The organism is Zavarzinia marina (genome assembly GCF_021568905.1).
Taxonomy (GTDB): Bacteria; Pseudomonadota; Alphaproteobacteria; order Zavarziniales; family Zavarziniaceae; genus Zavarzinia; species Zavarzinia marina.
In genome coordinates, this window is sequence record NZ_JAKGSB010000006.1 from 25445 (window position 1) to 39225 (window position 13781).

General features: G+C 68.2%; 15 protein-coding genes. 7 read left to right on the top strand and 8 right to left on the bottom strand.

Annotated features, from left to right (window positions below; genetic code table 11):
- Positions 1-13 precede the first annotated feature (13 nt).
- Positions 14-943: a methyltransferase domain-containing protein gene (locus tag L2U69_RS15435; RefSeq protein ID WP_236108028.1), complete on the top strand. Its 930-nt coding sequence runs from the start codon at positions 14-16 to the stop codon at positions 941-943.
- On the opposite strand, the gene L2U69_RS15440 is transcribed toward L2U69_RS15435, so the two are convergent.
- The gene (locus L2U69_RS15440; RefSeq protein ID WP_236108029.1) at positions 940-1632 is read right to left on the bottom strand and encodes a hemerythrin domain-containing protein; all 693 of its coding nucleotides are present in this window, start codon (positions 1630-1632) and stop codon (positions 940-942) included. The genes L2U69_RS15435 and L2U69_RS15440 overlap by 4 nt on opposite strands.
- A 147-nt stretch (positions 1633-1779) precedes the next feature.
- Here L2U69_RS15440 and L2U69_RS15445 point away from each other — a divergent pair, with 147 nt between their 5' ends.
- On the top strand, positions 1780-2244 hold the full coding sequence (locus tag L2U69_RS15445) for a hypothetical protein (protein ID WP_236108030.1): 465 nt from the start codon (positions 1780-1782) through the stop codon (positions 2242-2244).
- Complete coding sequence (locus L2U69_RS15450; RefSeq protein ID WP_236108031.1) at positions 2244-3581, top strand: GAF domain-containing protein; 1338 nt, start codon at positions 2244-2246, stop codon at positions 3579-3581. Before L2U69_RS15445 ends, L2U69_RS15450 begins: the two co-directional genes overlap by 1 nt.
- Before the next feature lie 36 nt (positions 3582-3617).
- On the opposite strand, the gene L2U69_RS15455 is transcribed toward L2U69_RS15450, so the two are convergent.
- The 4 genes from L2U69_RS15455 to L2U69_RS15470 all read right to left on the bottom strand — a co-directional run bounded on the left by L2U69_RS15455 (position 3618) and on the right by L2U69_RS15470 (position 7389).
- The gene (locus L2U69_RS15455; RefSeq protein WP_236108032.1) at positions 3618-4706 is read right to left on the bottom strand and encodes a GGDEF domain-containing protein; all 1089 of its coding nucleotides are present in this window, start codon (positions 4704-4706) and stop codon (positions 3618-3620) included.
- A gap of 106 nt (positions 4707-4812) precedes the next feature.
- Positions 4813-5214, bottom strand: a complete 402-nt coding sequence (locus L2U69_RS15460; protein WP_236108033.1) for a (deoxy)nucleoside triphosphate pyrophosphohydrolase — start codon at positions 5212-5214, stop codon at positions 4813-4815.
- A 6-nt stretch (positions 5215-5220) separates the two neighbouring features.
- Positions 5221-6468, bottom strand: a complete 1248-nt coding sequence (argJ, locus tag L2U69_RS15465; RefSeq protein ID WP_236108034.1) for a bifunctional glutamate N-acetyltransferase/amino-acid acetyltransferase ArgJ — start codon at positions 6466-6468, stop codon at positions 5221-5223.
- 57 nt (positions 6469-6525) lie between these two features.
- Complete coding sequence (locus tag L2U69_RS15470) at positions 6526-7389, bottom strand: peptidylprolyl isomerase (RefSeq protein WP_236108035.1); 864 nt, start codon at positions 7387-7389, stop codon at positions 6526-6528.
- A gap of 386 nt (positions 7390-7775) precedes the next feature.
- Here L2U69_RS15470 and secA point away from each other — a divergent pair, with 386 nt between their 5' ends.
- Together secA and L2U69_RS15480 are read left to right on the top strand one after the other, a co-directional pair.
- Positions 7776-10484, top strand: coding sequence for a preprotein translocase subunit SecA (secA, locus tag L2U69_RS15475; RefSeq protein ID WP_236108036.1), 2709 nt, complete (start codon positions 7776-7778; stop codon positions 10482-10484).
- 99 nt (positions 10485-10583) lie between these two features.
- Positions 10584-11063 (top strand): hypothetical protein, encoded by a 480-nt coding sequence (locus tag L2U69_RS15480; protein WP_236108037.1) that lies wholly within the window; start codon positions 10584-10586, stop codon positions 11061-11063.
- 45 nt (positions 11064-11108) lie between these two features.
- Here the strand turns inward: L2U69_RS15480 and L2U69_RS15485 are convergent, their stop codons facing one another.
- Positions 11109-11456, bottom strand: a complete 348-nt coding sequence (locus L2U69_RS15485) for a DMT family transporter (protein WP_329605415.1) — start codon at positions 11454-11456, stop codon at positions 11109-11111.
- On the bottom strand, positions 11453-11686 hold the full coding sequence (locus L2U69_RS15490; RefSeq protein ID WP_236108038.1) for a hypothetical protein: 234 nt from the start codon (positions 11684-11686) through the stop codon (positions 11453-11455). Before L2U69_RS15490 ends, L2U69_RS15485 begins: the two co-directional genes overlap by 4 nt.
- Here L2U69_RS15490 and L2U69_RS15495 point away from each other — a divergent pair.
- Positions 11685-12887: an FAD-dependent monooxygenase gene (locus tag L2U69_RS15495; RefSeq protein WP_236108039.1), complete on the top strand. Its 1203-nt coding sequence runs from the start codon at positions 11685-11687 to the stop codon at positions 12885-12887. The two genes, L2U69_RS15490 and L2U69_RS15495, sit on opposite strands and share 2 nt — an antisense overlap.
- A gap of 105 nt (positions 12888-12992) precedes the next feature.
- Positions 12993-13373 carry an avidin/streptavidin family protein gene (locus L2U69_RS15500; protein ID WP_236108040.1) on the top strand — a complete coding sequence of 127 codons (381 nt, stop codon included), beginning with the start codon at positions 12993-12995 and terminating at the stop codon, positions 13371-13373.
- A gap of 2 nt (positions 13374-13375) precedes the next feature.
- On the opposite strand, the gene L2U69_RS15505 is transcribed toward L2U69_RS15500, so the two are convergent.
- Complete coding sequence (locus L2U69_RS15505; protein WP_236108041.1) at positions 13376-13768, bottom strand: GFA family protein; 393 nt, start codon at positions 13766-13768, stop codon at positions 13376-13378.
- Between the last annotated feature and the right edge of the window lie 13 nt (positions 13769-13781).

Genomic DNA, 13781 nt, shown 5'->3' on the forward strand with positions numbered 1-13781 from the left:
CATATGAGGGATCATGAGCGCAGCCATCCCCCAACAGCCCGACGACATGCTGGTGTTCGACCGCCGCGCCGTCGCCCGCCACCGCGCGCGCGCCGCCGGCACGCTGGACGCCCATGGCTTCCTCTTCGCCGAGATCGCGGCGCGCATGATCGACCGGATCGAGGATGTGGCGCGCGGCTATCCCCTCGCCCTCGATCTCGGCTGTCATGACGGCGTGCTGGGTCGCCTGTTGCGGGCGACGGGTCGGGTGGAGCACATCGTTTCCGCCGATCTCTCGCCCGCCATGGCCGGGCGTGCCGGCCTGCCCGCCGTCGCGGCGGACGAGGAATGGCTGCCCTTTGCCGACCGCAGCTTCGATCTCGTCGCCTCGGCCGGCTCGCTCCACTGGGTGAACGATCTGCCCGGCACGCTGATCCAGATCCGCGACGTGCTGAAGCCAGACGGCTTCTTCGTCGCCTCCCTCATCGGCGGCGGCAGCCTGATCGAATTGCGCCAGAGTTTCCTGGCGGCTGAGGCGCGGGTGGAGGGGGCGGCATCGCTCCACGTCTCGCCCTTCGTCGATCTTCGCGACGCCGCCGGCCTGATGCAGCGCGCGGGATTCGCCATGCCTGTCGTCGATCTCGAAACCATCACCGTCACCTATGGCGACGTGCTGGGCCTGATGCGCGACCTGCGCGGCATGGGGGAACAGAACGCCCTGGCGGCCCGGCGCCGAAAGCCGCTGCGGCGCGAGACCTTCGCCGCCCTGGCGGAGGATTATCACACCCGCTTCGCCCTGCCCGACGGCCGCATCCCCGCGACCTTCGAGATCGTCACCCTGGCCGGCTTCGCGCCGGGCCCGGATCAGCCGGTGCCGAAGCGCCGGGGCTCCGCCAACGCGCGGCTGGCGGAAGCCCTCGGCACCACGGAAATCCCGACCGGGGCGAAGCCGGAAGAGCGTTAGGCGGCGAGGCCGAGGCCGAGACCCCGGACCAGGGCGGCGAAATCGTGGGCGGCCAGCATCGGCCTGGCCGCCAGCTCGATCACCGCCGAAAACGCCTCTGCCGGGGCACCGGCCTTCATGCCGGCCAGCAGCGCCAGACGTTCCGCCGGGGTCATGGCCGGCAGCATCAGGCGCATATAGGCGATGTTCTCCTCCGGCGTCAGGCTGGAGATGATGCCGAATTCGATCGCCTGCAGGTCGGCATCGGTGAAATGGGCCTGCAGCAGGGGGCCGGTCACCGTCTCTTCCTCGTGCATATGGGCGAAATCCTCGGCGACGAAGAGCGAGAAGGCGAGATAGAGCGCATGGCCGATGGCGGGCCGGGCGCCGGGCTGCGCGACCTCCAGGCGGGCGATCAGATCGGCCAGTTCCTCGAAACGGACCTCGTGGTGGCGATGCTGGTGTTCCAGGCGCTGGCCGGCGCCCGGCGCGCGGCTTTCGAGGGCGGGGTGGATATGGGCTTCCTCATGCGCGAGGTGGGCACGGCTGAGCGCCAGCTGCGCCCGAAGGTCGGCCAGCAGTTCGGCCGTCGCGCGGAGATCGGCGAAATCGGCGCTGCCGATCCGCAGCAGCAGATGCGCGAGGGCGAGGCGCAGACCCTTGTGGATGCCGCCATAGATGTCGTAACGCGGTGCGGTGTCGATGGGCATTGAAACCTCCTTGGTCATCGATGCCCATCCAGATATTCCGGTGCAGGCGCCGGTTCTTCCTAAATGCTTCCTAAGCGCTGTTCGCTTTTCCTAAAACTCGCCTATCCGCTAGTATTCGGCGGGGTTGGACCTTTTCGGGGGGCGTCATTGGTCGACACGGCGATCGCCAGCTTCGTCGAGGGGGCGGTGATGACCATCCTGGCGTCCCGCGACGGCACCTTCCAGCCAGCCATCGGGCGCGGCGTCGGCACCCGCTGTTCCACCGACCGCTCCCTGTTCGACACCATGGTCTCGCGCGCGCAATGGCCGCGCCTGCTGGCCAATCTCGGCCCCGGGGCGCCGCTGGCCGTCACTTTCGTGAAGCCCGACGACTATCGGACCTATCAGGTCAAGGGCATCGTCGAGGCCCTGGTGCCGGCCGATGCCGCCGACCGCGACGTCACCCATGCCTATCACGGTCGCATCCGCCCGGTTCTCGCCGCCCTCGGGGTGACGGCGGGGCAGATTTCCTTCTGGCTGACCGACGCCGATCTCCACCGCCTGCGCTATCGCCCGACCGACGTCTACGTCCAGACGCCGGGCCCGCGCGCCGGCACAAGGCTGGAGGCGTGATGGAATCCCCGCGCCTCCGCGATCTCGCCGCCTGTTTCGAAGGGGTGATCCCCTCGATCATCGCCACCGTCGATGCCGACGGCATGCCCAATATCTCCTATCTGTCCCATGTCCATTTCGTCGACGACGATCATGTCGCGCTGTCGAACCAATATTTCGCCAAGACGGCGGCCAATGTCCGCAGCCGGGGCACCGCCACGGTGCTCGTGGTCGACGGGCGCAGCGGCGCCCAGTTCCTGCTCGACCTCGCCTTCGTCCGGAGCTTCGCCGAGGGTGACCTGTTCGACCGCATGTCGGACCATCTGGACGCCATGTCGGCCCAGCAGGGCATGAGCGGCATGATGGCGCTGCGCGGTGCCGACCTCTACCGCGTCCGCCATTGCGAGGCGGTGCCGGCCCTGAACCCGCCCGAGGCGGAACCCGTGCACGAAGGCCCCGACGCCGCCGGCCGGCTGTCGGCGGCGGCACGCCTCGCCCTGGCGATCGGCGCCCAGGGCGATGCCGATACCGCCATCGACCTCGCCCTCGACGGCATCGCCGAGGGGATGGGCTTTCGCCACCTGATGGTGCTGATCCCCGATCCGGGCGGCCGGCGCCTGTCGGTGCTGACCAGCCGGGGCTACGAGACCCTGGGCATCGGCTCGGAGGTGACCATGGGCGACGGCGTGATCGGCATCGCCGCCGCGAGGCGCCGCCCGCTCCGCCTCAGCGACTTGAGCCGGGGCCGGCGCTATGCCGCCGCGGTCAAGGAAGGTACGGCGATACCCGGCGCCGGCGTGCCCTATCCGGGCCTGGACGCCCCGCTCAGCCAGATCGCCATTCCGATGATCAGCCGGGGCCAGCTCGTCGGCGTCCTCTTCGCCGAGGCGCCGCTACGCTTCGCCTTCACCCGCGAGGACGAGGATGCGCTGGTCCTGATCGCGGGCCAACTGGCCGCCTGCATCGCTCTCGACGAACTGGCGGCGCCGGATGCCCCGGCGCCGGCCCCGCCCCCGGCCGAGGCCGGCGCGGGCCCGCGTATCCGTGTGCGTTACTTCCCCTTCGACGACAGTATCTTCATCGACGACGATTACCTGATCCGGGGCGTCGCCGGGCGTCTGCTGCATCATTTCCTGCGCGCCCATCTCGCGACCGGCCAGCGCGACTTCACCAATCGCGAAATCCGTCTCGCCCCCGACCTCCGCCTGCCGGACGTCAAGGACAATCTTGAAACGAGACTGATCCTGCTGCGCCGCCGCCTCGACGAGCGGAACGCCCCGATCCGCCTGCAGCGGCCGGAACGCGGCCGCCTTCGCCTCGACCTGACGGGCCGCCCCGAGATCGAAGTGGTGACCTGAGGCGTATCGAAGGCAGAGGTATCGAGGGCAGGCACATCAGGGGCGCGCGTCGCCTTCGTCGGCGGATGCCCTGGACCGGCGGCCGATCTTGTCGATGTACATGCGCTGGTCGGCCGCCGCCAGATGGTCGTCCAGGCAGGCCGACGAACCGGCGGCGCAGAGAACCGCGCCGAGGCTGGCCCCCATCTTCGGGCCGAACGCGCCGGTGGCGTTGAACTCGTCGAGGCGGCGCTGAAGCGATTGCCGGAGGCCGGCCTCGTCCGTCGCCGGCTCGGGCAGGACGGCGCAGAATTCGTCGCCGCCCATCCGCGCCAGGGCGTCGGCGTGGCGGAAACAATGGCGCAGGATGCCGGCGAACTGGCGCAGCAATTCGTCGCCCGCGGCATGGCCGTGGGCGTCGTTCACGCGCTTCAGTCCGTCGACGTCGATGAAGGCCAGGGCGCAGGGCCCCTTCTTCATCGCCGCCTCCGCCGCCATGTAGAAGCCGCGCCGGTTGAGGAGCCCGGTCATCGGATCCGTGACGGACAGGGTTTCGATCTCGGCCTTGGCGCGGGCCAGGGCGTCGGTCCGCTCCCGGACGCGCTGCTCCAGTTCCTCGTAGAGCTGGACGTTCTCCATGGCCATGGAGGTGGAATCGGCCAGGGCCTGCAGGAGGCGCACGTCGTCCTCGTCCGGCATGTGCGGCTCGGCCCAGTAGTTGCCGATGGCGCCGATCGGATCGATGGTCCGGATCGGCACCATGGCGAGGCTGCGCACGAAGGTGGGGCGATAGGCATCCTGGGGGATGCGTTCATCGACATAGATGTCGGGAATGATGACGGGCCTGCGCTGCCGCATCACCCAGCCGCTGATGCAGGTCTCCTGCAGGAAGCGGCGTCCCTTCCACAGGGGTTCGATCGCATCCTCGTCGGCATAGTGACAATAGGGCCCGTCGCGCAGCACGAAGGTCGCGCCGTCGCAGCCGGTCAATTCCCGCGCGACGGTCCGGACGATGCGCTGGACCGTGCCGAGGGAACGCGCCATGGAGAGTTCCTGGACCGCCAGCAGCAGGCGTTCCATGGCGGCGACATATCGCTCGGCCGGCTCGCCCGCCTTGAGGCCGGGACGCCCACCAAAATCACGCAACGACCCCATCGCACACCCGGCCCAAAGCCCCGACCCATGGAAGGCCATTCTAGGGCCGGGCGGCGGCGGCCGCGATTCCTACTTTGCGGAAATTTGGACGATCGTCTCAGATATGGTCCTGAATCGCGGGAATCAGGGGCAGATCGGCCGGCGGCATCGGATAGTCGCCGAGTCGCATGCGCGGCACCCACGCAAGTTCGGCGTGTTCCCTGGCCTCCGGCATGCCCTCCCAGCGCCTGCACACGAAGACCGGCATCAGGAGATGGAACTGCTCGTAGGCATGGCTGGCGAAGGTCAGCGGCGCCAGACAGGGTTCGCGCACATTGATGCCCAATTCCTCGTCCAACTCGCGGATCACGGCCGCCTCCGGGCTTTCGCCCGGCTCGACCTTGCCGCCGGGAAATTCCCAGAGCCCCGCCAGCGATTTGCCGACGGGACGCTTGGCCAGCAGGATGCGCCGGTCGGGATCGACCAGGACGGCGGCGGCGACGAGGACGATCCGGGTCAATTGGCCTCAGCTCCGGTAGTCGGCGTTGATGTCGATGTAGCCGTGGGTCAGGTCGCAGGTCCAGACCGTGGCCGTGCCCTTGCCGACGCCGACGTCGACCTCGATCAGGATGTCGGTGCCCTTGAAATGCTCGGTCGCCGCCGCCTCGTCGTGCTGGGGATGAACGGCGCCCTTCTCGGCCACCAGGCGGCCGCCCATGCGGATCGCGATCTTGTCGCGGTCGGCCTTTTCGCCCGCCTTGCCGACGGCCATGACGATGCGGCCCCAATTGGCGTCGCCACCCGCGATCGCGGTCTTCACCAGGGGCGAATTGGCGATGGTCAGGGCGATCTTGCGCGCCGTCCGGGCATTCTGGGATCCGGTGACCGTGATGGTCACGAATTTGCTCGCGCCCTCGCCGTCCTTGACGACGAGCTGGGCCAGTTCGACCAGAAGATCCTCGAAGGCGGTCCGGAAGTTGCGGAAATGACCGTCCGTCAGCTTGACCACCGGCTTGTGGGTGACGCCCTTGCCGGTGGCGAAGGCCATCAGCGTGTCGGAGGTCGAGGTGTCGCCATCGACCGTGATCGAGTTGAACGACCGGTCGGCCGCCCGCGACAGCAAGGCCTGCAGCACGTCGGCCGGGATGGTGGCGTCGGTCGCGACGAAGGACAGCATGGTCGCCATGTCGGGCGCGATCATGCCCGAACCCTTGGCGATGCCGACGATGGTGACGGGCTTGCCGTCGATGTCGGTCCTGCGCACCGCCGCCTTCGGAAAGGTGTCGGTGGTCATGATGGCGCGCGCCGCCTCGTCCCAGCGCTCGGGCTTCAGGGTGGTGGCGAGGCGCGGCAGGGCGGCGGTCACCTTCTCCGCCGGCAGGACCTCGCCGATCACGCCGGTCGAGGCCATGAAGACCGCATCCGCCTTGCAGCCGACCAGCTTGGCGGCGGCGACCGCCACGGTCTTGGCGGCGGCGGCCCCGGCCTTGCCGGTGAAGGCATTGGCGTTGCCGGCATTGACCACCAGCGCCCGGGCGTTCGGGCTCTTCTCCAGCATCGCCCGGCACCAGTCGACCGGCGCCGAGGCGCATTTCGAATTGGTGAAGACGCCGGCGGCCACGGTGCCCGGCTGGAAGCGCATCATCATCAGGTCGACACGCCCCTTGTAGCGCACCCCGGCCTCGACGGCGCCGAGTTCGACACCGGCGACGGGCGGCAGTTCGGGCATCCCCTCGGGGGCGAGCGGCGAGACGGGATGGGCTTTCCCGGCCATGGACATTCTCCTCGGGCTTTACGGTCTTGGTCGGCTCTTGCCGCCGGTCGGAACGGCTTATTCGGCGGGTGCCGGCGCGATGGTCGGGCGCGGCGTGGAGCCGTCGGGGTTCAGGATCTCCACGGTCACGCCGGACTTCAGCTTCTCGATCCGGTCGGCGGTCCTCTCCTGCACCATCAGCTGGCGAAGCTGCGGCTTGACGTCCTCGAACGGCGGCGGCTCCTGCTTGCGCCGCCCCTCGACCAGGATCAGATGCCAGCCGAACTGGGACTTCACGGGGCCGGCGACCTTGCCCTCCTCGGCGGCGAAGGCGGCTTCGGCGAATTCGGGCACCATGCGCTCGCGCGTGAACCAGCCGAGGTCGCCGCCGGAGCCGTCGCGCGCGTCCTTCGAATGCTCGTTGGCGAGGGCGGCGAAATCCGCGCCCTTCTCGACCTCCGCCTTCAGCGCCTTCGCCTCGTCCTCGCTGTCGACCAGGATGTGGCGGGCACGGATCTCTTCCTCGGGCGGGTTGTCGGCCAGGATCTTGTCGTAGCGCGCCTTCATCATGGCGTCGGTCACTTCCGGATCGATCACCTTGTCGACATAGACTTCCTCGAGCACCTGATCCTTCACCTGGGCGAGGCGGCGCGCGAAATCGGGGTCCTTTTCCAGCCCGGCATCGGCCGCGGCCAGCGCCAGCACCTTGCGGTCGACGAGCTGCTGCACCAATTCGCCGAAGATGGTTTCCATCGGGATCTGGGCGAACTGCTCCGGCAGGGCGCGATAGGCCTCGACCACTTCGGAGCGGTGAATCTCGGCACCGCCGACGCGCGCGACCACCGGATCGGCGGCGACCGCCGGGCTCGCCTCCTCGGCGAAGGCGGGCGGCACCAGGGCCAGCCCCAGAGCGAGAAGGCACGAATAGGCGAGACGTTGCATGAAGAACCCCGGGGTGGGAAGACGGCCCGAGGGCCGAAGTGGCGCAGTTGCCGAAGTGGCGCGGATGATGGCGCTTCGCGCGACGCTCCGCAAGTGTCGGCAGGCCGCGGCGCGCGATGCAGGATGCCGCCTGTAGCGGAAAGAAAAGGCAGGAATAGGGCAGCCCGGCCGCGCCGGCGGCAGGGCGGCGCGGCGCCTTTCGCGCCGGGTGTCCAAGTTGACATGGAGGGGCGGCGGTCTTATCTGTCCGGTACCGTAACGGGTGCCCGATCGGGGCCCGGTATCGCCTATTCGCGGGCTCGCCCCCGTCTTCGCGGGTTCGACTCGCCTCACGCATGCGCCGGTCAGGCCAATTTCCGGCTGACGCGGCAGGAAAAGGTCGCTTCATGCTCCGCTTCGGCTCGCTCGCCAAACGGCTGTTCGGCAGCGCCAATGACCGTACCGTCAAGCAGCTCCGCAGTCAGGTCGCGGCCATCAACGCCCTGGAAACGCAGATCGCGGCACTGTCCGACGACGAGTTGAAGCGTCAGACCGACACGTTCAAGGCCCGCCTCGCCTCGGGCGAGACCCTCGACGACATCATGGTCGAAGCCTTCGCCACGGTGCGCGAGGCGGCGAAGCGCACCCTCGGCCAGCGCCACTTCGACGTCCAGCTGATCGGCGGCATGGTGCTGCATGCGGGCAAGATCGCCGAGATGCGCACCGGCGAGGGCAAGACCCTGGTGGCGACGCTCGCCGCCTATCTGAACGCGCTCGAGGGCAAGGGCGTCCACGTCATCACCGTGAACGATTATCTGGCCACGCGCGACGCCGGCTGGATGAGCCGGGTCTACGGGTTCCTGGGCCTCACCACCGGCGTCATCGTCCACGACCTGACGGACGAGGAACGGCGCGAGGCCTATGCCGCCGATATCACCTATGGCACCAACAACGAATTCGGCTTCGACTATCTGCGCGACAATATGAAGTACCGGCTGGATCAGCTCGTCCAGCGGCCCTTCCACTACGCCGTGGTCGACGAGGTCGACTCGATCCTGATCGACGAGGCGCGCACGCCGCTGATCATTTCGGGCCCGACCGAGGACAATTCCGACCTGTACCGCAGGATCGACGAGCTGATGCCCCAGCTCGACGAAGCCGACTACGAGAAGGACGAGAAGCAGCGCTCCGTCTCCCTGTCCGAGGAGGGCCAGGAGAAGTTCGAGCAGCTCCTGCTCCAGGCCGGCCTCCTCAAGACCGACAATCTCTACGACGCCGAAAACGTCACCATCGTCCATCACCTGCAGCAGGCGGTGCGGGCGCACACCCTGTTCCGGCGCGACCGCGACTATGTGGTGAAGGACGACAAGGTCGTCATCATCGACGAATTCACCGGCCGCATGATGACCGGCCGGCGCTTCTCGGAGGGCCTGCATCAGGCGCTCGAGGCGAAGGAACGGGTGACGGTCCAGAACGAGAACCAGACCCTCGCCTCCATCACCTTCCAGAACTACTTCCGGCTCTATCCCAAGCTTTCGGGCATGACCGGCACGGCGGCGACCGAAGCGGCCGAATTCGCCGAGATCTATTCGCTGGACGTCCTCGAAATCCCGACCAACGTACCGGTGCGGCGGAAAGACCTCGACGACGAGGTCTATCTGTCGATGAACGACAAGTTCAACGCCATCGTCGCCCTGATCGAGGAATGCCGGCAGAACCAGCAGCCGGTGCTGGTCGGCACGGTCTCGATCGAGAAATCCGAATTGCTGTCGGCCCATCTGACCAAGAAGAAGGTGCCGCACCGCGTCCTCAACGCCCGCTTCCACGAGCAGGAAGCCGGCATCGTCGCCCAGGCCGGCCGCCCCGGCGCCGTCACCATCGCCACCAACATGGCGGGCCGCGGCACCGACATCCAGCTGGGCGGCAATCTCTCGATGCTGATCGACGAGGTGCCGGAAGGTCCGGGCCGCGACGACGACATCGCCCGCATCAAGGAGCGCCACGCCACCGACAAAGAGACCGTGCTGGCGGCCGGCGGTCTCTACATCATCGGCACCGAACGCCACGAGAGCCGGCGCATCGACAATCAGCTGCGCGGCCGCGCCGGCCGCCAGGGCGATCCCGGCGCCTCGAAATTCTTCCTCAGCCTCGAAGACGACCTGATGCGCATCTTCGGCTCCGAGGGCCTGACCAAGATGCTTCAGCGCCTGGGCCTGAAGGAAGGCGAGGCGATCATCCACCCCTGGGTCAACAAGGCGCTGGAAAAGGCGCAGCAGAAGGTCGAGGCGCGCAACTTCGACATCCGCAAGAACCTGCTGCGCTATGACGACGTGATGAACGAGCAGCGCAAGTCGATCTACGGCCAGCGCCGCGACTTCATGCAGGCGGACGACGTCTCGGACATCACCGGCTCCATGCGCGACCATGTGATCAACGATCTCGTCGCCAGCCACATCCCCGCCGGCTCCTATGCCGAGGCGTGGAACGCCACGGGCCTGAAGGAAGAGGTGGAACGCATCTTCACCCTGGACCTGCCCGTGCCCGATTGGGCGGCCGAGGAAGGCATCGCCGAGGACGAGATCCAGCACCGCCTGGTCGCCGCGGTCGAGACCTTCTTCGAACAGAAGGCGGAGCGTTTCGGCCCCGAGATCATGCGCATGATCGAGAAGAGCATGCTCTTGCAGATTCTCGATCAGTCCTGGAAGGAGCATCTGCTCCAGCTCGACTATCTGCGCCAGGCGATCGGGCTTCGGGTCTATGGCCAGCGCGATCCCTTGCGCGAATATCAGCAGGAAGCCTTCGGCCTCTACGAGGCCATGCTCGACAAGATCAATCAGGAGGTTACCCGCGTCCTCGCCCATGTCGAGGTGCGGATCGAGCAGCCGGTCGTGTCGGAGCCGCCGCCGGCGAGGCCGATGGAAACGATCCATGCCGACCCGCGGACGGGCGAGAACGAGATGGCGCCGCCGCCCCTCCCCATGCCCAATCCGGGCCCCCGCGTCGCCGATCCGCGCAACCCGCCGGCGGCCAATTGGGGCAAGGTGGCACGCAATGCGCCGTGTCCCTGCGGCTCGGGCAAGAAGTTCAAGCATTGCCACGGGGCCCTGAACAGCTGAGACCGGGGCGCCGTTGCGGCGGGGGGTAGGCAGGGCGGCCCTCAGGGGCCACTATGCGGGCCGCAGACCTTGCCGTTCCCGCGAGTCCCGGAGATGCACATGCGCGCCGTGATGTTCAGCCTCGCCCTTCTTGCCGCCGGCGCCGCCGTCGTCCCGAACGTGGCGGCCCAGCAGGCCGGGGACGAGGAACCGTTCTACCCGCTGCCGCCCACCACCACCTATCCGAACGCCAGGCCCGCGCCGAGCCAGAGCGTGGTGCCCGAGCGGCCCTGCGACTGCGGCATTCCCCAGGGCGCCTGCACGGCGCGCGTCCAGCTCACCGACGTCGGGCGCCGGCGCGACAATGTCGGCGCCGACATCGCCTATATCATCGAGATCACCTCGACCGACCGGCGCTGCTCCAACGTCAACTACCGCCTGCGCCTGATCGGGCCGGACGGGCGGACGTCCGAACAGGCCTATGAGGCGATCTTCGACGACGGCGCCTATCAGGCCGGCGGCCTGATCCGCTCCGACATCGGCCCCGACGCCCGGGTTTCCCCGAGCGGCGTCACCTGCTTCGTCTGCTCGCCGAACTGAACCGAAAAACCGTCGTCCCGGCGAAGGCCGGGATGATGCTTGGATTCAGGGATGGCCGACGGTGGACGAAAAGCCGTTCACCACGATAACCCCCGCCACGATCAGCGCGATACCGACAACCGCCGGCCAGTCCAGCGACTGGCCGAAGACGGTATAGCCGATGATCGCGATCAGCACGATGCCGAGGCCGCTCCAGGTCGCATAGGCGATGCTGACCGGGATCACCTTGAGGGCGAGGGAAAGCACATAGAAGGAAGCGATGTAGCACACCGCCATGACCACCGTCGGAAGCGGCCGGGTGAACTGCTGCGAGGCCTGAAGGAAACTGGTGCCGGCGAGTTCGAGCAGGATGGCGACGAAGAGCGCCGCATAGGCCTGGGTCATCATGCTCATCGAAACGCCTCCTCGCACCGCCGGGGAAGATAACGATCCCGCCCCACCCCCGCCACGTCCGCCAGCGCATGGCCGCCCCGCGCCGCCGAACCCAGCACCGCCGAGCCCTGCGCCGCCGAGCCCTGCGCCGCCGAACAATGATCCAGCGCATCGACTTGGGCGGTGGCCGATGCTCGAATGCCCGGACAGCGAATCGGCATCACGCGCGCCACGAACGGGAAGTCCGCCATGAACGACCAGACCCGCCGCATCCTGATCGCCGGCGCCGGGCTCGGCGGTCTCTGCGCCGCGCTCTGTCTCAGGCGCCTCGGCTTCGAGGTCGAGGTGCTGGAGCGGGCGCCCGAACTGGCGGAAGTGGGCGCGGGCATCCAGGTCGCCGCCAACGGCTCCCGCGTGCTTGCCGACCTCGAGCTGCTCGACGACGTCCGGCGCCTCGGCTTCGAGCCCGAGGCGGCCGAGATCCGCGACGGCGTCAGCGGCTTCACCTGCTACCGCAGCCCGCTGCGCGGTGCCCATGAACGGCGCTATGGCCGGCCCTATGTCCAGATCCATCGCGCCGACCTGCACGGCATCCTGCTTGGCGCCTGCATGCGCGCCGGCGTCGGCGTCACGACCGACGCCCCGGTCGAAGGCTACGAGCGCCTGGAGGACGGTGTCGCGCTCCGCCTCGCCTCCGGCCGCGAGATCGAGGGGGACGTGCTGATCGGCGCCGACGGCATTCATTCCGCCGTCCGCGCCGCCATGCTGGGCAGGGAACAGCCGCGCTTCACCGGTCAGGTCGCCTGGCGCGGCACCGTGCCGGCCGAAAGGCTCCGGCCCGGTGTCGTGCCGGAAACCGCGGGCATCTGGGTCGGGCCGGGGCGGCATTTCGTCCACTACTACCTGCGCGGCGGCCGGCTGGTGAATTTCGTCGCCGTGCAGGAACGCGCCGCGTGGCGCGAGGAATCCTGGACCACGGCGGGCGACGTCGGCGAACTGCGCGCCGCCTTCGCCGGCTGGCACGACGCGGTCGGCGCGATCCTGGAACAGGTGGAGAGCACCTTCCTGTGGGGCCTGTTCGGGCGCGACCGCCTGCCGCGCTGGACCGACGGCCCCGTGGCATTGCTGGGCGACGCCTGCCACCCCATGCTGCCCTTCATGGCCCAGGGCGCCTGCATGGCCTTCGAGGATGCCGCCGTCCTCGCCCGCTGCCTCGCGGGCGGCGGCGACGCGGCCGGTGCCCTGAAACGCTACGAACGGCTTCGCATCGATCGCGCCACGCGGGTACAGCGCCAGGCCGAGGCGAACGCGCGCCTGTTCCATGTCCGCAACCGGGCGGCGCAGGTCTTGCGCCTCGGCGCCATCTGGGCCGGCACCCACCTGCTTCCGCCGCTCGCCGCCGCCCGTTTCGACTGGCTCTATGGCCATGACGCCGCCGGTGACGCGCTATAGGCGTGAATCGATTTTCACAACCTGTGGTCAATATTCCGGTATCGAAAACCCTCTCATTCGATAGAATGGTTGCGCGGATGTTGTCCGCAACCAGGGAGGGAGAACATGCAACAGGAGAAAGCTCTGCTTCGCGCGGCGACGGGCGCCGCCGATGCCTTCGATTTTTCCGGTCAGTGGATCAACGAATTGGGGTCGATCGCGTTCATCAGCCAGAATGTCACCATGCTGGCGGGCACCTATCAGAGTGCGGTGAGCGAGGGCGGCGGCACGACGCTGGGGGATCTCACTGGCTTCGCGTCCGGCAATCTGATCGCCTTCACGGTCCGCTGGCGGGATTTCCAGGCCATCACCGCCTGGGTCGGCCAATTGGTGCCGAACGCCCCGCAGTACACCATCAAGACCCTGTGGCAGATGACCAATCAGGTCACGCCGGGCGACGAATGGGCCTCGATCAACGCCGGCGCCGACATCTTCACCCGCCGCTGACGTCAATCCTCGAAACGGCCTGCCGGGTCCCGGTCGCGGGCGTAGCGGTGCGGCGTCGAAAAGGGCGGCAGCCAGGACTCGCGGCGAATGATCCAGCTTTCATAGGTCGGCACGAACTGGTCGGGGGCGTCCAGGGCCCCGAGGTGCACTTCCACTTCATCCCCGCTGCGCGCGAAGACGGAGGAGCCGCAGCGGGGACAGAAATGCCGCCCGCGATAGTCGCCGGTCTCCCCCTCGATCGTCACCGCATTCTCGGGAAAGACGGCGGAGGCGTGGAACAATGCGCCATGATGTTTGCGGCAGTCGAGGCAATGACAGAGACCGACCCGATAGGGCCGCCCCGCCGCCACGATCCGGACCTCGCCGCATTGGCAGCCGCCGGTGAATCGGTCCATGGGGCCCTCCTTC